The sequence below is a fragment of the Corynebacterium humireducens NBRC 106098 = DSM 45392 genome (genome assembly GCF_000819445.1).
Lineage (GTDB): Bacteria > Actinomycetota > Actinomycetes > Mycobacteriales > Mycobacteriaceae > Corynebacterium > Corynebacterium humireducens.
This window is the reverse complement of the sequence record NZ_CP005286.1, coordinates 1,566,687-1,586,885: the sequence shown is the minus strand read 5'-3', so window position 1 is coordinate 1,586,885 and position 20,199 is coordinate 1,566,687. Positions and strand designations below refer to the sequence as shown.

The following is a 20,199-nucleotide window of genomic DNA, read 5'->3' as shown; positions in this document are numbered from 1 at the left end:
CTTCGCGGGTGCGGGAAAAACATGCCCGCCCGGGGCTTCTCAAAACGCCCGCGCCGGACTACAGTAAGGCAAGCCTTACATATCGGTGGGGCCTATCCGAGAATCAGGGGAACATGATGACCTGTCCGCTACCCACGGCACCGCGCAACTGCCCGCTGCGCCTGCTCGCCGTCAACCCCGACCTGCCGGCCGACATCCGGCGCCGCCTGGCGGAACTGGGGCTGGGACAGGGCGTGGAGTTCTCCCTCGACCGCCGCGCCATCGGCGGCGCCTGCCTCGTGTGCATCGGCACGGCCCGGTACGTCATCGACCGGCGCACCGCCTCCGGTCTCACCGTCGCCCCCGCCTGATGATGGCCGACACCCCGGGCTGCCACGGCCCCGCCCTGCGCTCCGCGCCTCCCGGTTCCCCGGTCGTCGCCGTCGTCGGCGCCCCCAACTCCGGCAAGTCGACGCTCTTCAACGCCCTCACCGGCTCCCGCGTCCAGGAGGGCAACTGGCCGGGCACCTCCGTCGACGTCGCCCGCGGCGAATGGCGGCCCGGCGGCACGCCCCTCGACCTCATCGACCTGCCCGGCGCCTACTCCCTCGAACCCGCCAGCCCGGACGAGGAGTTCACCCGCGACATGCTTCTCGACGACCCACCCGACGCCGTCCTCGCCGTCGTCGACGCCTCCGCCCTCGCCCGCGGGCTCTACCTGGTCTCCCAGCTGCTCGAGCACGAACTCCGCGTGGTGGTGGCCCTGACGAAGACGGACGTGGCGGACCCGGTGGACACCGCCGCGCTGTCCGCCGCGACCGGGGTGCCCGTCGTGGCGGTCAACCCCCGGCAGCGCCGTCACCTCGCAGAGCTCGGACCCGCCCTGGAGGCGGCGCTCGAGCGGGAACCGCGCGCCCTGCGTTCCGCCCCCGTGGCCGGCGACGAGATCGCCGCCGCCGAGGAACGCTTCGGGTGGATCGCCGCGGTGATGGAGGGGGTCGTCGACACGCGGCCGCGGCAGCGGACGTGGACCGACCGGCTCGACGCCGTGACCCTGCACCCCGTGTCCGGGCCGCTGGTGTTCCTCGCCGTCATGTGGGGCGTCTTCCAGATCACCACCACCGTGGCCGCCCCCTTCCAGGACCTCCTCGACCGGCTGTTCAGCGGTCCCGTCAGCGAGGCCGCCCGCACCCTGCTGGGCAACCGGTTCGCGGAGGCCGTCATCGTCGACGGACTCATCGCCGGGGTGGGCATGGTGCTCACCTTCGTCCCGCTCATGGCGCTCATGTTCCTGTGCCTGGCGGTACTGGAGGACTCCGGCTACATGGCGCGCGCGGCCGTGGTCGCCGACCGGACGATGCGTGCCATCGGCCTCCCGGGGCGGGCGTTCATCCCCCTCATCGTCGGCTTCGGCTGCAACGTGCCCGCGATCGCGGCGACGCGCATCCTGGGGCGCCGCGAGCACCGCATCCTCACCGCGCTGCTCATCCCCTTCGCCTCCTGCACCGCCCGGCTGACGGTCTACGTCATGCTGGCCGCCACCTTCTTCCCGACGCACGCCGGCTCCGTCGTCTTCGCCATGTACCTGACGTCGGTGCTGCTCATCGTGGGGGTCGGCATGCTCGTCCGGCGGCTGCTGTGGCGCGGCTTCGGCAGTGAACCGCTCGTCATCGCGCTGCCCCGCTACCAGTGGCCCGGCGCGCGGATGGTGGGGCGGGTGACCTGGACCCGCGTCTCCGGCTTCCTGCGGACCGCCTCGACGGTCATCGTCGCCTGCGTGACGGTCGTGTTCCTCCTGCAGGCGACCCCGGTGGTCGGGGACCACCGCTTCGCCGACGAGGACCTGCCCGTCGCGGACTCCGCCTACGCCGCTGTCGCCGGCACCCTCGCCCCGGTCTTCACGCCTGCGGGCTTCGGCTCCGGCACGCTCACGGGGGCGCTGGTCACGGGGTTCGTCGCCAAGGAGGCCGTCCTGTCCACGTGGGCGCAGACCTACCCCGGCGAGGACCTGGGGGAGGCCGTCACCCGGGACTTCGCGGAGGCCTCCGGCGGACACACCGTGCCCGCGGTGTGGGCCTTCATGATGTTCCTGCTCGCCTACACCCCGTGCGTGGCCACCCTCGCCGCCCAACGCCGTGAGATCGGCCTGCGGTGGACGCTCACCGGCCTGGTGCTGCAGCTCGGGGTCGCGTGGCTGCTGGCCGTCGGCACGTTCCAGCTCCTCAGCGTGTGGTGGTGACGGTGGGACCGGTAGCCCGCATCCGCGCCGCCGTCGACGCCGGGGCACGCACCACCCGGGAAATAGCGGAACACACCGAGCTGCCCGAGGCCCTCGTCCACGCGGTGCTCCGGCACTTCACCGCACCGGAGTCCTGCGGGGCCAGCGCGTGCCGTTCCTGCCCCGTCCAGGAAGGTTGCGGCGGACCGGTACTGTTAACTCTCGGTCCGGCGTGGAACAATGGACACTAATGACTGATGTTTTCAAGCACGACCCCGACCACACCTCGCATGAGGATCTGCTGGCCCGCGCCTTCCGCGACAACGCCCCGCAGCCGACCATCCGGGAGGACTCCGGCACGGACCTGTCCGGGCTCCTGACCCCCACCGTCGGTGAACTCGACCTGGACGACCGCAACCGCTTCCGCCGCGTCACCCGCACCACGGAGATCCGCTCCACCGACGCCGAGGACATCACCGAGGTCGAGTACCGCAAGCTGCGCCTCGAGCAGGTCATCCTCGTGGGCGTGTGGACGGAGGGCACGACCGCCGAGGTCGAGGCCAACATGGACGAACTCGCCGCCCTCGCCGAGACCGCCGGCGCCGAGGTCCTTGAGGCCCTCTACCAGCGCCGCGACAAGCCGGACCCGGGCACCTACATCGGCTCCGGCAAGGTGCAGGAACTCAAGGAGATCATCCTCGCCACCGACGCCGACACCGTCATCTTCGACGGTGAGCTCAGCCCCGGCCAGCTGGTCGCCCTCGAGACGGCACTCAACACCAAGGTCATCGACCGCACCATGCTCATCCTCGACATCTTCGCCCAGCACGCGAAGTCCAAGGAGGGCAAGGCGCAGGTCTCCCTCGCCCAGATGGAGTACCTGTACACCCGCGTCCGCGGCTGGGGCGAGAGCCTGTCCCGGCAGGCCGGTGGCCGCGCCGGGTCCAACGGTGGCGTCGGTCTGCGTGGTCCGGGTGAGACCCGCATCGAGGCCGACCGTCGTCGCCTGCGCACCGAGATGGCCAAGCTCCGCCGTGAGCTGGCCGGCATGCAGACCGCCCGCGAGATCAAGCGGCAGCGACGCCAGGCGTCCACGATCCCGCAGATCGCCATCGCCGGCTACACCAACGCCGGCAAGTCCTCGCTCATCAACGCCCTCACCGGCGCGGGCGTGCTCGTCGAGGACGCGCTCTTCGCCACCCTCGATCCCACGACCCGGCGCGCCGAGCTGGCCGACGGCCGCGCGGTCGTGTTCACCGACACCGTCGGCTTCGTCCGCCACCTGCCCACGCAGCTGGTCGAGGCCTTCAAGTCGACCCTCGAGGAGGTGCTCGCCGCCGACCTGGTCCTCCACGTCGTCGACGGCTCCGACCCCTTCCCCCTCAAGCAGATCGAGGCCGTGAACAAGGTCATCTACGACATCGTCAAGGAGACCGGGGAGGAGGCCCCGCCGGAGATGATCGTGGTGAACAAGATCGACCAGGCCGACCCGCTGGTCCTGGCGGAGCTGCGACACGCCGTCGAGGACGCGGTGTACGTCTCCGCCGTCACCGGCGAGGGCATCAAGGAGCTGGAGGCGCGCATCGAGCTGTTCCTCAACTCCCTCGACGCCCACCTCGTGCTGCTCGTCCCGTTCACCCGCGGCGACATCATCTCGCGCCTCCACGAGTACGGCACCGTCCGCTCCGAGGAGTACACCGAGCACGGCACACGTATCGACGTCCGCCTGCCCCGGCAGATGGCCGGCGAGCTCGCCGAGTTCGTCGTCGACGACGGCGAGGAGTAGCCTCCCGGCCGGAGTCCGGGCGGCAACGGCGCTACTGTGAGACCGTGACCCTCAGAAACCTCGGATGGACCGTCCACGGCGACGGCCGAAAGATCGCCCCCGGCGCGGTCGTCGCGCCCGACGAGAGACTCAGCTGGCCCCGCACCATCGGCATCGGCATGCAGCATGTCGTGGCCATGTTCGGCGCCACCCTCCTCGTCCCCACCCTCACCGGCTTCCCGGTCAACACCACCCTGCTGTTCTCGGGTGTGGGCACGATGCTCTTCCTGCTCATCACCCGCAACCGTCTGCCCTCCTACCTGGGCTCCTCCTTCGCGTTCATCGCCCCGCTGATCGCCAGCCAGCAGCACGGCCCCGGCGCCCAGATCGGCGGCGTCCTGGTCACCGGCCTGGTGCTCGTCGCCGTGGGCCTGGCGGTCAAGGCGGCGGGCCGGAAGGTCATCGACGCGGTGATGCCCCCGGCCGTCACGGGTGCGATCGTCGCGCTCATCGGGCTGAATCTGGCGCCCGTCGCGACGGGCAACTTCCAGACGCAGCCCCTGGTGGCCACCGTGACCCTCGTGGCCATCCTCCTGGCCACCGTCGCGGGCCGGGGCATGGTGGCGCGGCTGGGCATCCTCATCGGCGTGGTCGTCGGCTGGGTGTTCGCCACCCTCACGGGCAACCTCGCAGAGGGGGCCGCGGACACCATCGCGGACGCCGCGTGGTTCGGCCTGCCGGAGTTCCACACCCCGGAGTTCCGTCTCTCGGCGATCCTGGTCACCCTGCCGGTGGTCATCGTCCTCATCGCGGAGAACGTCGGCCACGTCAAGGCCGTGTCCGAGATGACGGGCCGGAACCTCGACGACCTGGCCGGTGACGCGCTCGTCGCCGACGGCCTGGCCACCACCCTGGCGGGTTCCTTCGGTGGTTCCGGCACGACGACCTACGCGGAGAACATCGGCGTCATGGCGGCCACGCGCGTCTACTCGACGGCCGCCTACTGGGTGGCGGCGGCCACCGCCGTCGCCCTGGCGTTCATCCCGAAGTTCGGGGCACTCATCTTCACCATCCCCACCGGCGTGCTCGGCGGGGCGACCCTGGTGCTCTACGGACTCATCGGCATGCTGGGCATCCGCATCTGGCAGGACAACCGGGTCAACTTCAACAACCCGGTCAACCTCACGGCCGCGGCGGTGGCGCTCATCGCCGGCATCGGCAACCTGACGCTCACGGTCGGCGGCATCGAGCTGGAGGGCATCGCCTGGGGCTCGGCCGGCATCATCGTCGCCTACCCGGTGCTGAAGTGGCTCTACGTCACGCTCGGGGAGGGGCGGCACGCCAAGTTCCACCACTGACCCGACCCCTACGTCACCCTGGCCTCATCCCGCGATATTCGTCACAGACACCTGGGTGATCCCCGCCTCCGGGCAGCCCGCAGGGGGCTGCCGGTGGTAGAACGGTAGGCATGCGTGTTCCTGTTTACCTTGCCGTCTCCAAGGACGATTACCTGCGACTGACGGTCAACCCGGACCGGGTGGCGGTCGTCGAGAAGCTCATTGCGGAGGCTGAGCTCCCTGTCCTGCGTCTCAGCGACGAGTGGTTCATCCTCGATGACGACCTCATGCTCACGCACGCGGAGCCGGCCCTCAACGGCGGCGAGATGTGGCAGTTCAAGCCGACGCGCAACGCGCTGGCCCCCGTCCAGGTGACGATGATCGCGCAGGCCCTCTCCGAGGTCGGCGAGGTCACCTACTCCCACGACCTGCCCGCCCTGGCGCAGTTCTTCGCCGAGGCGGCCGAACGCCACGACGCGATCATCATCGCCTACATGTGACCCCGAATCGACGAACGCCTCCCGCCCCTGCTGACAGGGGAGGGAGGCGTTCTCCGTGTCCGGACTACTTGTCCAGGTCCGACTCGATGAGAGCCGCGATCTTCTCGACGGCTTCCGCGTTGTCGGAGGTGACGGTGACCTGGTCACCCTTCTCGGCGCCGAGCGCCATGATCATGAGGGAGGAGGCGGCATCGGCCTCCTCGCCGTCCTCGTCACCGACGAGGGTGAGGAGGATCTCGTCGTCGTACTCGGCGGCGGCGTCAGCGACGATGGCGGCGGGGCGGGCGTGGAGGCCGACTGCGGAGCCGACGGTCACGGTCTTGGAGGCCATGGGTGGGGTCCTTTCGTGAATTAAGGGGTTCTGTGGCCAGTTTAGGCATCGACCGTGGCGGCTGCTACCGCTTTCGTCGGCCAGAACTGCTTGAGGGCGATGACGGTGGCGGCGGAGACGACCGTGCCGGCCAGGATCGCCAGCAGGAAGCCCCACCAGGGGTCGATGGCGAAGAGGACGAACACGCCGCCGTGCGGGGCGCGGGAACCGACGCCCAGGGCCATGGCGGTGGCGCCGGTGACGGCACCGCCGACCATCATCGAGGGGATGACGCGGAACGGGTCGGCCGCCGCGAAGGGGATCGCACCCTCGGAGATGAAGGACAGTCCCAGCAGCCAGGCGGACTTGCCGTTCTCCTGCTCGGCCGGGGTGAACAGGCTGCGGCGGAGGATGGTGGCGACGGACAGGGCGATCGGCGGGACCATGCCGGCGGCCATGACGGCGGCCATGATCTGCATGGAGGCCTCGTCACCGGTGGACAGGCCGGCGGTGGCGAAGAGGTACGCCGCCTTGTTCACGGGGCCACCGAGGTCGAAGCACATCATGAGACCGAGGATGACGCCCAGCACGACGGCGGAGGAGCCGGACATCGAGGACAGCCAGTCGGTCAGCCCGGTCATGATGCCCTCCAGAGGGCGGCCGAGCAGCAGGAACATCGTCAGACCCACGATGAGGGAGGTGAGCAGCGGGATGATCACCACCGGCATGAGCGAGGAGAGGATGCGGGGCACCTTCCACGAGGCGATCCACCAGGCGACGAGTCCGGCCAGGATACCGGTGACCAGACCGCCGATAAAGCCGGCGCCGATGAGCACGGAGATCGCGCCGCCGACGAAACCGGGGGCGATGCCGGGGCGTCCGGCCAGGGCGTAGGCCGTGTAGCCGGACAGCGCCGCGACGATGAATCCCATGGCCATCTGGCCCGTGGCGAAGAGCACCGCACCGAGGTACAGCGCGAGGCCGGAGCGGTCGAAGGCGACGGTGGCGCCGTCGACAAGCACCTCGTTGCCGGGGAGGTTGGTCAGCGAGTGCTGCAGGGCGATGGCCTGCCAGCCGTTGGCCATGTCGTAGCCGCCGACGAGGAAGCCGAGGGCGAGCAGCAGACCACCGGCCGCGACGAACGGGATCATGTAGGACACACCCGTCATCACCGCCTGCTGGATGCGGCGTGGCCAGCTCAGCTCGGTCTGCTTCTCCGCGCTTGCCGACGCCGTCCCGCTCACCCGGCGTGCCTCCGGGTTACGGGAGGCGGCGACGGCCTCGTCGAGCATGACCGACGGCTCGTTGATGGCGCGCTTGACGGAGGACTCGATGACGGGCTTGCCGGCGAAACGCTCACGGTCACGCACGCCGACGTCGGTGGCGAAGATGACGGCGTCCGCGTCGCGGATGAGGTCCGGGTCGAGGGCCTCAGTGGAGGAGGAGCCCTGGGTCTCGACGTGGAGCTCCACGTCCTCGCGGGCGGCGGCCGTCTGCGCCAGGGCGTCGGCGGCCATGTAGGTGTGGGCGATGCCCGTGGGGCACGCGGTGACGGCCACGAGGCGGGTCCGCGGCTTCTCGACGGGCTTGTCGGTGGGCTTCTCGGCGGGCGGGGTGGTCTGCGGGATGTCACCCACGACCTCCTCGACGGCCGTGACGATCTCCTCCTCCGTGGTGGCGGCGCGCAGTCGTTCGAGGAAGTCACCCCGGACGAGGGCGCGGGCGAGCTTGGAGAGGATCTTCAGGTGGGCCTTGCCGCCGCCCTCGGGGGCGGCGATGAGGAAGACGAGCTCGGCGTCGCCGTCGGGACCGCCGAAGTCGACGGGGCGCGACAGTCGGGCGAAGGCCAGGGTCGGGACCTCGACGGCGGCGGAACGGCAGTGGGGGATGGCGACGCGGCCGGGCACACCGGTGGGGTTCTGGGCCTCACGGGCGAGGGCGGCGTCGGCGAGCAGTTGCGGGGAGCTGGCGCGGCCGGCGGCGTGGACGACGCCCGCCAGGGCGGTGATCACCTCGGTGGTCGTGCCGCCGAGGTCGGCGTCCAGGTGTACCAGGTCAGGAGATATGACGGACATGGGTTTCCTCGAGATTCAGTTGTGCGGGGGAAGGAATGGTGGTGCCGGGCAGGCCGGTGGCGGCGGTGCCGTAGGCGACGGCGCGGGCCAGGCAGTCGGCGGGACTGCCGCCCTCCGCGCGGGCCATGAGGTACCCGGCGAGCGAGCTGTCGCCCGCGCCGACGGTGGACATGACGTCGACCGGGGGAGGGGTGGCGAGCCAGACGCCCTGCGCGGTGACGAGGGCGGCTCCGGCGACGCCGAGCGTCACCAGGACCTCGTTGACGCCGCGGTCGACGACGACGCGGGCCGCGTCGATGACCGGGGAGAAGTCGCCGCGGGCGGCGGCCGCCTCGAGGTGCTCGCCGTCACGGTCGACGAGCTGCCCGAGCTCCATGCCGTTGGGCTTGATGAGGGTCGGGGCGGCGACCTCGAAGCCCTCGCCGAGGGCGATCATCGCGGCGTCGGACGTGTCGACGGCCACCGGCAGGTCCGGGTGCGTCGCGCGGACGGTGGTGATGAGTTCCGTGTACCAGCCGGTGGGGACCCCGGGCGGCAGGGAACCGGCCATGACCAGCCAGGAGGCGTTCGCGGCGAGGCGGACGACGGTCTCCTCGATGATGCGGCGGGTGGGCGGCTCGATCTGCGCGCCGAGGCCGTTGATCTTGGTGGTGGTCCCGTCCGGTTCAGTGAGGGTGGTGTTGATGCGGACGCCCTCGGACACCGGGATGGCGTGGAAGGGGATCCCGGACTGGCGGGCCAGGGCGACGAAGGGGTCGTTGCCGTCCGCCGGGAAGAGGGCGAGGCTGAGTTTGTCCGCGAGGGTCAGGGCGTGCGTGACGTTGACGCCTTTTCCGCCGGCCACCTGGGAGATGGAGGAGGGACGGTGGACGAGCCCGCGGCGCAGCCGCGTCCCCAGTTGCATGGTCGCGTCGATGCTGGGGTTGGGGGTGAGGGTGAGAATCACGGCGGGCTCCCTGTCCGTTCGGAAAAACGTGTCGTTGCGGCGTGTCCGCTGGGTGGCGGGGGACGCGTGCCCGGAGCGGTGTCCGGTCGGGTGACCGAACAGGTCCTGAGCTGGATCAATCCTATGGGGCGCGACCCGGGGATCGGGGCGCTCCGGGGCTGTCCCGGGCGGGACGTTATGAAAATGATGAATTAAGTCACATTTAATGTGGTGTTACAACATCATCATTGTCCGATTGTGTCCGTTTGTCAAGGGTTGCCTGTCTGGATCGTTGCTAACTAGTGGATTTTGTGGTGTTCTGGAGGTCACAAGACCTCGTCACTGTGAGATGGGACAAGCAACCATGACTTCAGACTCCACGATCATCAAGGGCACCGGTGTGGTCGCCGGAATCGCCTACGCACCCGCCATCTGGGTCCACCCCCGACCCGAGCTGCCCACCGCCGGAACCACCATCGCCGACGACGCCCACGACTCCGAGTTCGAGCGCTTCACCACCGCCGCCGACGCCGTCGCCGCGCGCCTGAGCGCCCGCGCCGAGACCGTCGAGGGGGCCGCCGCCGAGGTCCTCAAGGCCACCGCCGGCATGGTCACCGACCGTGGCTGGCGCCGGACGGTGAAGAAGAACATCACCGCCGGGCATCCGGCCGACTACGCCACCGTCGCCGCCACCCAGAAGTTCGTGGAGATGTTCGAGGCCGCCGGCGGACTCATGGCGGAGCGCACCACCGACCTGCGCGACATCCGCGACCGCGTCATCGCCGAACTCCGCGGCGAGGACGAGCCGGGCCTGCCCGACGTCACCCGGGAGTCCGTCCTGTTCGCCGACGACCTCTCCCCGGCGGACACCGCCACCCTCAACCCGGAGCTCGTCGTCGCCCTGGTCACCGAACTCGGCGGCCCCACCAGCCACACCGCGATCATCGCCCGCCAGCTCAACGTGCCCTGCATCGTCGCCGCCGGCCGGGCGGTCCACGAGATCCCCGCGGGTGAGTACGTGCTTGTCGACGGCGCCAGCGGCACCGTCACCCTCAACGCCGACGAGGAGACCGCCCGCGCCTCCGTCGCCTCCTCCCGGGAGCGTGCCGCGATCGTCGCCCAGTGGCGTGGTCCGGCCCAGACGAAGGACGGTCACCGCGTGCAGCTGCTGGCCAACGTCGCCGACGGCAACGCCGCCCGCATCGCCGCCGACACCCAGGCCGAGGGCATCGGCCTCTACCGCACGGAGATGAGCTTCCTCAGCACCTCCCAGGAGCCCTCCGTGGAGGAGCAGGCCGCCGTCTACCGGAAGGTCCTCGAGGCCTTCCCGGCCTCCAAGGTGGTCATCCGCACCCTCGACGCGGGCTCCGACAAGCCCATCGCCTACGCCAACATGGAGCACGAGGACAACCCGGCGCTCGGCGTCCGCGGTCTCCGCATCGCCTGGGGCAACGAGGGCATCCTGGTCCGGCAGCTCGACGCCATCGCGCTGGCCGCCGAGGGACGCGGCGAGGACGCCCCCACCTGGGTCATGGCCCCGATGCTGGCCCGCGAGCGGGAGGCCCGCTGGTTCGCCGAGCTGTGCCGCGAGCGCGGCCTCACCCCGGGCGCGATGATCGAGGTCCCCGCGGCCGTCATCATGGCCGACAAGATCATGCCCCACCTGGACTTCGTCTCCATCGGCACGAACGACCTCACGCAGTACACGATGGCCGCCGACCGTCTCTCCCCGAGCCTGGCCTACCTCACCGACCCGTGGCAGCCGGCCGTCCTGCGTCTGGTCAAGGAGACCTGCCGCGTCGGTGAACTCACCGAGACCCCCGTCGGCGTGTGCGGCGAGGCCGCCGCCGACCCGAAGCTGGCGTGCGTGCTCACCGGCCTGGGCGTGACCTCGCTGTCGGCGGCGTCGACCGCCGTGGCCGGCGTCGGTGCGCAGCTGGCGGAGCTGGATCTCGCCGCGTGCCAGGAGGTCGCCCGCGCGGTTCTCGACGCCCCCGGCGCCACCGCGGCACGCGAGATCGCCCGGGAGATGATCCTCGGGTAACCGGCGCCCGCGTGGCGCGAGGTCAGTTCTCGGCGATGACGACGTCGACCTCGCGCTCGCGGAGCGCGGTGACGAAGGACTCCGGTGCGGCCGGGTCGGTGATGACGACGTCGATGTCGTCGATGCCGGCGAAGCTCACCAGGTAGTCGGTTCCCAGCTTCGTCGAGTCGCAGAGCACGACGACCTTGTGGGCGTTGGTCACCATCGCCGACTTGATGGCGGCCTCCTGCGCGTCCGCGGTGGACAGGCCGTGGTCGAGGGTGAGGGCGTTGGTGCCGATGAAGGCGACGTCGGCACGCATGAGCGCCAGCGTGCGCAGCGCGGTGTCGCCCACGACGGCCTGCGTGATCGCCCTGACTGAACCACCCAGCAGCTGCACCTCGCTGAGACCCTTGGTGGCCAGATTGAGGGCGATGGGCAGACTGTTGGTCACGATCGACCACTGCCGGGCGTTCGGCTGCTCGGCGATGAGATCCGCGAGGGTGCCGATGGTGGAACCCGCGTCGAGGAAGAGACCCCCCTGGGGCTCGGGCAGGAAACGGAGCGCGGCGCGGGCGATCGCCGACTTGGCGGTCGGGGCGGAACGGAAACGGGCGTCGAGGGAGAACTCCGTGGTCTGGAAGGTCTGGCTCGCGACGGCGCCGCCGTGCACGCGGTGCACCACCCCCTCCCTGTCGAGCACCGCCAGATCCCGGCGGATCGTCTCGGCGGTGACCTCGAATCGGTTCGCCAGTTCGGTGACATTGACGCGCCCCTCAACAGCGGTGAGGGAGGCGATCTGCCGACGGCGTTCCTCTGCGTACATGTGGACTCCTCTGGCACCCGGGTGGTGAAATCGGACATCGGCCATGTCCGTTTTTCCCATTGTTTCAAACATCGGAGTTTCGGGGGAGGACGAAGTCAGTTGTCCTGCGCCGACGGGGGCGGACGGCTCCTATGGCGGGGGTGGCGGAATTGCCGGTCACGGGCCCCTGACATGCCCGCTTGGGTGGGAAGCTGTGGATCTCGGGGCGGTGAAATGCCCGTTCCCTCGGGGGTGGGTCAGAGGCGGCGGAACACCGAGACGATCTTGCCCATGATCTCCGCCTGGTCGCCGGGGATGGGGGCGTAGTCGTCGTTGTGGGGGAGAAGCCACACGCCCGTGGAGTCCTTGTGGAACTCCTTGGCCGTCGCCTCCCCGTCGATGAGGGCGGCCACGAACTCACCCTGCTCGGCGACGGGCTGGGAGCGGACGACCACCCAGTCGCCGTGGAGGATGCCGGCGTCCCGCATCGACTCGCCGTCGATCTGGAGCATGAAGAGCTCGCCGTCGCCCACGAGATCGGCGGGCAGCGGGTAGTAGTCCTCCACCTCCTGCTCGGCGAGGATCGGCGAACCGGCGGCGATGCGACCCAGCACCGGGATGAAGTTGGCGGCACCCGCGCCCTCCGGGGCAGAGGTCGGGGCGGAGGGCTTCGCCGCCACCTTCCGGCCCGGCTTCCGGGCGGGCTCGGTGGACGGCAGGGTGCGGACGTCCACCGCGCGCGGCTTGTTCGGGTCGCGCCGCAGGAAGCCCTTCTTCTCGAGCTGCTTGAGCTGGTAGGCCACCGAGGAGGTGGACTGCAGCCCGGCGGCGTCGCCGATCTCACGGATGCTCGGCGGGTAGCCCCGCAGGACGACGGCGTCCCGGATGACCTCCAGGATGCGGCGCTGGCGGTCGGACAGGGTGGACGGGTCGGGCTTGCCGGTGGGCGGGGTCTTGGCGGACATGGTCTTCTCGCTCCTTGCGGGGGCTGGTGGTGCGCGGGCGGCGACTGCCCGGGTCTGTTCGAATGACGCACCGTGAGTGCGTGATTCACCTGATACATGTCTACCACGTCGTGGTACGGATGTTCGAGTATTTCCGGCGTTTTGTGGACAGACTTTCGAACGGGTGCTATAAATCGAACACAGCGGCGGGTTCGAACACCTGAACGGTTTGAGGTTCGGGGTGTCTGCCGTCGCCGATATTCTTCCCGCAGATCAGACAGGCCAGGAAAGGACCGCACCATGACGACCTTCATCCACGACTCCCGTGCAGGTGGCAGCGACTCTCGACCGGTGGAGGCCGTGGTGCCCGCGGCCGCCGTCTGGGAGCCCTCCGGATTCCGGGAGGGTTCCGCGGAACAGCGTGGCATTCGAACGCTGCGGCCCTCCGATCGAACGCAGGGCCGAGTCGCAGTCGTGCCCGGGACGGTCGAGCAGGTGTGCCACGAGACCTGGCGGGACCGCGCCCGCCGACGCCGGGAGGTGGGGCTCACCTACCTGCTCGGCGGACTGCTCGGGCTGGCGGTCGTCGGAGCCGCCGTGCTGGGCGTGGACGGGGGAGAGGAACCGGTCATGCACCCCGTCACCGTCCAGGGGCGCTGAGTGGACCAACGCCGCGGGTAGACTGAGGGGTCACGAACAGCCCCGTCCTCCCGTCCCAGAAAGGCGCTGACAGCACACCGTGTACTGCCCGTTCTGCCATCACGACCACTCGCGGGTCATCGACTCCCGCATCATCGACTCCGGTGCCTCGATCCGCCGCCGCCGTGAGTGCACCTCCTGCCGCGGCAGGTTCACCACCATCGAGAAGGCCGTCCTGCTGGTGATCAAGCGCAACGGGGTGACGGAGCCGTTCAGCCGCGACAAGGTCGTGCTCGGCGTGCGCCGCGCCTGCCAGGGCCGTGACGTCTCCGACGACGCCCTCAAGCGCCTGGCGCAGGAGGTCGAGGAGACCGTCCGCTCCCACGGCAGTTCGCAGGTCCACGCCAACGACATCGGCCTCGCGATCCTGGAGCCGCTCCGTGCGCTCGACGAGGTCGCCTACCTGCGTTTCGCCTCCGTCTACAAGTCCTTCGAGTCGGCCGAGGACTTCGAGTCGGAGATCCGCCTCATGCGCCGCCGCGCCCGCGAGGAGGCCTCCGCCCTCGAGGGCTGACCCGTCAGCGGAGCTTGTCCACCGCCTTCTGGATCCGGCGCAGCGAGATCGGCCGGGCCGTCCCGAGGCGCTGGGCGAACAGGCTGACGCGCAGCTCCTCGATCATCCAGCGGATGTCCTTGACCTCGCGCGTCTTCTCCCGGCCCTGCGGGAGCTTGGCCAGGCGCAGCGTCAGGTAGGACTGGGCCTCCTCGACCTCGTCCTGGCGGTCGGCGTCCTTGTCCGGGTCCTGCGCCATCTCCTCCAGGCGGATGCGCATGGCCTGCAGGTAGCGGGGCAGGTGGCGCAGCTGGGCGGCACCGTGCAGGGTGACGGCGTTGCGGGGGAGGAGGAACTCCAGCTGGGCGGTCATGTCGTCGATGGCGTCGCCGCTCCAGCGGGAGAGTTCTTCGGCGACGGACTGGTACTCGATGAGGGCCGGCGCCAGGGAGACGATGGTGCGGCGCACCACGCCCGCCACCTCGGGGGCGACCTTCGCGCGGAGGGCCTCGAACTCCTCGGGGGAGCGGACAGGGCCGCCGTGTTCGAGCATGAGGTCGCGGATCGCGGCGACGCGGGCGTCCTCGACGAGTCCCTGGGCACCGCCGTGCGGGTAGTTGTCGACGGCGACGCGCTGCTGCAGCGGCAGCCCGCGGGTCATCTGCCCGGCGTTGACGGAGATCTCCCGCAGGAGCAGCGTCAGCGTCGCGGTCATCATGGAGGCGTCGGCGGCGGCCTTCGTCGGATGGACGCGGATCTCCACGCCCCCGGGGGTGGCCACCAGCGCCGGGTAGGCGGTGACCTCGTGGCCGTCGACGACCGTGGTCACCTCCTCCTGGACGGTGCCGAGGGTGTCGCTGGTCCACTTCGGCACGGCCTGCGACTCGGAGGTGCGGGCGACCTTGCTCACCGAGGAGGTGATCGACCCGGCCTGCCGCTTGATGAGGGCCCCGAGGTCCTTGTCGGCGTCGATGACCTTGCCCCGCTTGTCGACGGCCCCGTACGTCATCTTCAGGTGCGGCGGGATCGCGGACGGGCGGAAGTCCTCGGCCGTGATGTGGCGGCCGCCCATGGAGTGGAGCACCTGGGTGAACTGCTCAACGAGGGATCCCTCGTAGGGGACCAGGCGGGGCAGTGCCTGCCGGGCGTAGTCGGGGGCGGGCACGACGGTGCGGCGCTTGTCCTTCGGGAGGGTGCGGATCAGCTCGGTGAGCAGCTCCTCGCGCAGGCCCGGCACCAGCCAGTCGAAGCCCTCCCGGTCCATGCCGGCCAGCAGCGGGATCGGCACCAGGATGGTCACGCCGTCCTGCGGGTGGCCGGGTTCGAAGCGGTACTCGAGGTCGTAGTCGATGGTGCCCTTGCGCCACTTGTCGGGGAAGGCGGCCTCGGTGATCTCCTCGGCGTCGTCGCCGAGGAGCGCCTCGGGGTCGAAGTCGAGCAGGTGCGGATTCTTCTGGCGTTCCTTCTTCCACCAGGAGTCGAAGTGCCGGCCGGTGGTGATGGTGGCGGGCAGCTTCGCGTCGTAGAAGTCGAAGAGCGCCTCCTCGTCGATGACCAGGCCACGACGGCGGGCCTTCTCCTCGACCTCCGCGGCGGCCTCGAGCTTCTCGACGTTCGAGTGGAAGAACGTGTGGTGCGTCGTCCAGTCGCCCTCGATGAGCGCATGCCGGATGAACATGTCACGGGCCGCCTCCGGGTCGACCCGGTGGTAGGGGACGATCCGGTCGGCGACGATGGTGACGCCGTAGAGCGTGGACTTCTGGTGCGCGATGCCGGAGGCCCGCTTGCGGGACCAGCTGGGCTCGGAGTGCTGGTGCTTGAGCAGCGGGGCGGCGAGCTTCTCCACCCAGGCGGGTTCGATCTTCGCGACGTCCCGGGCCCACAGGCGGGAGGTCTCCACCAGCTCGGCGGCCATGAGGAACTCCGGTGGCTTCTTCGCCAGGGAGGAGCCGGGGAAGATCATGAAGCGGGTGCCGCGGGCACCCCTGAACTCCCGGGTGTTGCCGTCACGGGCGCCGATGTGGGAGAGCAGGCCGGACAACAGCGACTGGTGGATCGCGTCGGAGCTGCGCTCGCCGGCGACCTCGCCCAGGTGGCGGGCCGACCAGCCGAGCTGACGGGTGACCTCGCGCAGCTGCCGGACCAGGTCGTACCACTCACGGATGCGCATGTAGTGGAGGTACTCGGACTTCATGCGGCGTCGGAAAGCGTTGCCCGAGAGGTCGTCGCGGGACTGGGTGATGTAGTCCCACAGCTTCAGGGAGCTGAGGAAGTCACTCGTGGAGTCCTTGAAGCGGGCGTGCTTCTGGTCGGCCTGCGCTTGCTTCTCCAGGGGGCGTTCGCGCACGTCCTGGATGGTCATGGCGGCGACGATGACGATGACGGCGTCGAGCTCGCCCAGGCGGTTGGCCTCGACGAGCATGCGCGCCATGCGGGGGTCGACCGGGATGCGGGCGATGTCGCGGCCGATCTGGGTGAGCACGGGTTGGCCGTCGCGTTCCTCGTCGGTCAGTGCCCCCAGCTCGTGGAGCAGGAGGAGACCGTCGCGGATGGCGCGGTTCTCGGGGGCCTGGACGAAGGGGAACTCGGCGATGTCGCCCAGCCGCATGAGCGCCATCTGGAGGATGACGCTGGCCAGGTTGGTGCGCAGGATCTCCGGGTCGGTGAACTCCGGGCGGGAGTTGAAGTCCTCCTCGGAGTAGAGGCGGATGGCGATGCCGTCGGCGACACGGCCGCAGCGGCCGGAACGCTGGTTGGCGGAGGCCTGCGAGATCGGCTCGATGGGCAGGCGCTGGACCTTGTTGCGCGTCGAGTAGCGGGAGATGCGGGCCGTGCCGGTGTCCACCACGTAGCGGATGCCGGGGACGGTCAGCGAGGTCTCCGCGATGTTCGTCGACAGGACGATGCGGCGGCCGGAGTGCGGCTCGAAGACGCGGTGCTGCTCCTGGTTCGACAGGCGTCCGAACAGGGGCGTGACCTCGACGCCGCGCCACTTGCGGCCCTCGATGGCCTCCATCGCGTCGCGGATGTCGCGTTCGCCGGGGAAGAAGCAGAGGATGTCGCCGGGGCCCTCGAGCATGAGCTCCTCGCAGGCCTCGCACAGCGCGTCGAGGGGGTCCTGGTCGACGACCTTGCCGTCGCGCTCGAACTCCATCGGCCGGTAGCGGATCTCCACGGGGAAGGTGCGGCCGGAGACCTCGATGATGGGGGCGGGTTCGCCGGAGGCGTCGGCGAAGTGCTCCGCGAAGCTCTCCGGGTCGATCGTCGCGGAGGTGATGATGACCTTGAGGTCCGGACGCTTCGGCAGCAGACGCTTGAGGTAGCCGAGGATGAAGTCGATGTTGAGGGAACGCTCGTGCGCCTCGTCGATGATGATCGTGTCGTAGGCGTTGAGGAAGCGGTCCCGCTGCATCTCGGCGAGCAGGATGCCGTCGGTCATGAGCTTGACGGCGGAGGTGGGGGAGACGCGGTCGTCGAAACGGATCGCGTAACCGACGGTCTCACCGATCGGCTGGCCCAGCTCCTCCGCGATACGTTCGGCGACGGTGCGGGCCGCGAGGCGGCGCGGCTGGGTGTGCCCGATGAGGCCGCGGCGGCCGCGCCCCAGGTCGAGGCAGATCTTCGGGATCTGGGTCGTCTTACCCGAACCGGTCTCACCGGCGATGATGACGACCTGGTTGTTCTCGATCGCCTCCGCGATGTCCTCGCGGCGCGCCGACACCGGCAGGGTCTCGGGATAGGTGATCTCCGGCACGCCGATGTCGATCAGCTGCCGCTTCTCGACGGCGCGGTGGACGTCCTTCGCGATCGCCTCCAGCGCCTGCGGGGAGCGGGCGCGGTGCAGGCGGCGTCGGAAAGCTCGTTCGTCGGCGAAGGTGACGTCGCTGAGCATTTCGTACAGCGCGTCCCGGGTGATCGGGGAAGGAGAAGCGTTAGTCATGGCTGACGTCTCATCCTACCGGCTCGCGGCAACTGCTCTATCGTGGGACCGGTTGCAGCATTTCCTCCACATGAGAAAGGTCAGAGTGATGACCAACCCCCACGATCCTTTCGGGGATCGGTCCCAGCACCCGGAGAACCGCGGAGATTCCGGTGACGGCGGGAACGGCGAATTCCCCTCCTACCCCTCCTACCCCTCCTACCCCTCGACCCCGCACCCGGAGGACGCGCCGGGCTACGCCGGCTACTCCGGCTACTCCGGTTACGGGGCGGCCGACTGGGGCAGCGCCGGGCAGCCCGCCGGCATCCAGCCGCAGGGCACCGGTCGTATCGACGCGATGGCGGCCGTGCGCTGGGCCTTCAGCGCGGTCTTCCGCAACTGGAAGGTCTGGATCCTGGGCATGCTGGCTCTGCTGGTGGTCAGCCTCATCGTGTCCGCCGTGGGTGAGTTCCTCTTCCCCACCTCCGGCGGGCAGGTCCCCGCGGAGTTCAGCCCGGGGATGGAGACCGGTCTCAACGCCGGGGGACTGATCTTCCAGCTCCTCTACGGAGTGGCCTCGGTCGTGGTGACGGTCCTCATCTACCACGGCGCACTGCGCCAGGTGGACAAGCAGGACCTGAGCTTCCGGGACTTCACCGGCAACGTCAACCTCGGCCCCGCGGTGGGCCTCTACATCCTCCTCCAGTTCCTCATGGTGCTGGTCCTGGCCGTCATCCTGGTGCCCGTCGCCCTCGGTGGCGGCCTCTTCGCGGTCGACCAGCTGACCTCGCAGGACGACTTCCTCTCTTTCCTCGGGGTCGTCCTGGGGCTACTCCTCGTGGCGGTGGTCCTCTCGCTGCTGGTGACCCCGCTGACCCAGCTCATGATCTGGTACGTCATCGACCGCCGCGCCAGCTTCGGCGGGGCGATCAAGGAGGGATTCCGCGCCGGCCTGAACAACTACGGGCGTCTGCTGGTGTTCAACCTCGTCGCCGGCATCGTCATGCTCCTCGGCGCGATGGTCACCCTGGGGCTGGCGCTCCTCATCCTCGGCCCGGCGTACCTCCTCACGCTGGCGATGATGTACCGCCAGGCCTCCGGTGGCGCACTGCCGGTGGACGCACGCTAGCGGCTCACTCGGTGGGGGAGACCGCCTCCTCGAAGGCGGCGGTCACCAGGGTGCCGAGCACGTGGAACTCCTCCGCCCGGGAGCTGGAGTTGCGGTAGACCAGGCCGATCTCGCGCTGGGCGGTGACGTCGTCACGGAAGGTGGCGGTGGCCAGGCCCGGGCGGTGGCACTCGGTACGCAACGCGGACACGGGCACCAGGGTGGCGCCGAGACCCGCGGCGACGAGCTGCATGATCGTCGTCAGCGAGGAGGCGCGGGTGACCGAGTTGGCGGCCTCGGTGGGGTTGAGGTCCGCCTTGCGGCACAGATCGACGATCTGGTCGTGGAGGCAGTGGCCGTCGTCGAGAAGCAGCAGGTCGAGGGTGTCGAGGTCGGACAGGCCGAGATCCGTGCGGCCGGCGAGCCCGTGGCCCTCGGGGACGACGACGGCGAAGTCCTCGCTGTAGAGGGGGACTTCGGCGACACCGGTGGCCTCGGAGGGCAGCGCCATGACGGCGATGTCGATCTGGCCGTCGCGGAGCATCTGCACGAGGTGACGGGTCTGGTCCTCGACGATGCGCGGCTCCAGCTCCGGGTACTGCGCGGCGGTGGCGGTGAGCAGGCCGGGCAGGACGTAGGGGGCGATCGTCGGGATGATGCCGATGGTCAGCGGGCCGATCAGCGTGCCGTGGGTGCCGCGGGAGTGAGCGAGGAAGGCGTCGGCGGCGTCGAGCGTCGCCTTGGCGTAGGGGAGCAGTTCCTCGCCGGCGGGCGTGACGATGACGCGGCGGGTCGAGCGCTCGATGAGCTGGATGCCCAGTCCCTGTTCCAGGGCGACGAGGGCCTGCGAGAGGGAGGGCTGTGAGATGCCCAGCTTCGTGGCCGCCGTGCCGAAGTGCTTGTTCTCAGCGATGGTGACGAAGGTGCGCAGCTGAGAGAGCGTCGGACGGTACTCCTTATTGTTCATGCCTATCACTTTACATCAACTCCACAGAATTTGTTATTGACGGATCGTGTTTGAGGGTGCATAATGGTTTGTGGCTTCGGAAAGGCGCAAACGTAAGACCTTTCCGTGACGGCCGTCACATCCCACTTTTCT

At 69.7% G+C, this 20,199-nt stretch carries 16 protein-coding genes; 9 read left to right on the top strand and 7 right to left on the bottom strand.

The window, feature by feature from the left end; translation table 11 throughout:
* Positions 1-113 precede the first annotated feature (113 nt).
* The 5 genes from B842_RS13850 to B842_RS07880 all read left to right on the top strand — a co-directional run bounded on the left by B842_RS13850 (position 114) and on the right by B842_RS07880 (position 5,799).
* Positions 114-350: a FeoA family protein gene (locus B842_RS13850; protein ID WP_169744857.1), complete on the top strand. Its 237-nt coding sequence runs from the start codon at positions 114-116 to the stop codon at positions 348-350.
* Positions 350-2,218, top strand: a complete 1,869-nt coding sequence (gene feoB, locus B842_RS07895) for a ferrous iron transport protein B (protein ID WP_040086024.1) — start codon at positions 350-352, stop codon at positions 2,216-2,218. The genes B842_RS13850 and feoB overlap by 1 nt, the downstream gene beginning before the upstream one ends.
* Before the next feature lie 229 nt (positions 2,219-2,447).
* Positions 2,448-3,983, top strand: a complete 1,536-nt coding sequence (hflX, locus tag B842_RS07890; RefSeq protein ID WP_040086023.1) for a GTPase HflX — start codon at positions 2,448-2,450, stop codon at positions 3,981-3,983.
* Positions 3,984-4,027: 44 nt separating this feature from the next.
* Positions 4,028-5,320, top strand: a complete 1,293-nt coding sequence (locus B842_RS07885; RefSeq protein ID WP_040086022.1) for a uracil-xanthine permease family protein — start codon at positions 4,028-4,030, stop codon at positions 5,318-5,320.
* A 110-nt stretch (positions 5,321-5,430) separates the two neighbouring features.
* Positions 5,431-5,799, top strand: coding sequence for a hypothetical protein (locus B842_RS07880; protein WP_156119475.1), 369 nt, complete (start codon positions 5,431-5,433; stop codon positions 5,797-5,799).
* A gap of 64 nt (positions 5,800-5,863) precedes the next feature.
* Here the strand turns inward: B842_RS07880 and B842_RS07875 are convergent, their stop codons facing one another.
* The 3 genes from B842_RS07875 to B842_RS07865 are packed head-to-tail and all read right to left on the bottom strand — an operon-like array spanning position 5,864 to position 9,130.
* Positions 5,864-6,130 carry an HPr family phosphocarrier protein gene (locus B842_RS07875; protein WP_040086020.1) on the bottom strand — a complete coding sequence of 89 codons (267 nt, stop codon included), beginning with the start codon at positions 6,128-6,130 and terminating at the stop codon, positions 5,864-5,866.
* Positions 6,131-6,171: 41 nt separating this feature from the next.
* The gene (locus tag B842_RS07870; protein ID WP_040086019.1) at positions 6,172-8,184 is read right to left on the bottom strand and encodes a PTS fructose transporter subunit IIABC; all 2,013 of its coding nucleotides are present in this window, start codon (positions 8,182-8,184) and stop codon (positions 6,172-6,174) included.
* A complete protein-coding gene (locus B842_RS07865; protein WP_040086018.1) occupies positions 8,165-9,130 on the bottom strand; it encodes a 1-phosphofructokinase family hexose kinase in 966 nt (321 codons plus the stop codon). Before B842_RS07865 ends, B842_RS07870 begins: the two co-directional genes overlap by 20 nt.
* Positions 9,131-9,473: 343 nt before the next feature.
* On the opposite strand from B842_RS07865, the gene ptsP reads away from it, so the two are divergent.
* Positions 9,474-11,153, top strand: coding sequence for a phosphoenolpyruvate--protein phosphotransferase (ptsP, locus tag B842_RS07860; RefSeq protein ID WP_040086017.1), 1,680 nt, complete (start codon positions 9,474-9,476; stop codon positions 11,151-11,153).
* A 22-nt stretch (positions 11,154-11,175) separates the two neighbouring features.
* Here ptsP and B842_RS07855 read toward each other — a convergent pair whose 3' ends face one another.
* Entirely contained in the window at positions 11,176-11,958 is a 783-nt protein-coding gene (locus B842_RS07855; protein WP_040086016.1) for a DeoR/GlpR family DNA-binding transcription regulator, read from the bottom strand.
* 236 nt (positions 11,959-12,194) lie between these two features.
* Positions 12,195-12,902, bottom strand: coding sequence for a transcriptional repressor LexA (gene lexA, locus B842_RS07850; RefSeq protein ID WP_040086015.1), 708 nt, complete (start codon positions 12,900-12,902; stop codon positions 12,195-12,197).
* A gap of 279 nt (positions 12,903-13,181) precedes the next feature.
* Between lexA and B842_RS07845 the strand changes: the two genes are divergently transcribed.
* Positions 13,182-13,541 (top strand): hypothetical protein, encoded by a 360-nt coding sequence (locus tag B842_RS07845; RefSeq protein ID WP_040086014.1) that lies wholly within the window; start codon positions 13,182-13,184, stop codon positions 13,539-13,541.
* 79 nt (positions 13,542-13,620) lie between these two features.
* Complete coding sequence (gene nrdR, locus B842_RS07840) at positions 13,621-14,094, top strand: transcriptional regulator NrdR (RefSeq protein WP_040086013.1); 474 nt, start codon at positions 13,621-13,623, stop codon at positions 14,092-14,094.
* A gap of 4 nt (positions 14,095-14,098) precedes the next feature.
* On the opposite strand, the gene hrpA is transcribed toward nrdR, so the two are convergent.
* Positions 14,099-18,013 carry an ATP-dependent RNA helicase HrpA gene (hrpA, locus tag B842_RS07835; RefSeq protein ID WP_040086012.1) on the bottom strand — a complete coding sequence of 1,305 codons (3,915 nt, stop codon included), beginning with the start codon at positions 18,011-18,013 and terminating at the stop codon, positions 14,099-14,101.
* Between the two features lie 88 nt (positions 18,014-18,101).
* Between hrpA and B842_RS07830 the strand changes: the two genes are divergently transcribed.
* Positions 18,102-19,121, top strand: coding sequence for a hypothetical protein (locus B842_RS07830; RefSeq protein WP_040086011.1), 1,020 nt, complete (start codon positions 18,102-18,104; stop codon positions 19,119-19,121).
* Between the two features lie 4 nt (positions 19,122-19,125).
* Here B842_RS07830 and B842_RS07825 read toward each other — a convergent pair whose 3' ends face one another.
* Positions 19,126-20,067, bottom strand: a complete 942-nt coding sequence (locus B842_RS07825) for a hydrogen peroxide-inducible genes activator (protein WP_040086010.1) — start codon at positions 20,065-20,067, stop codon at positions 19,126-19,128.
* Positions 20,068-20,199 lie beyond the last annotated feature (132 nt).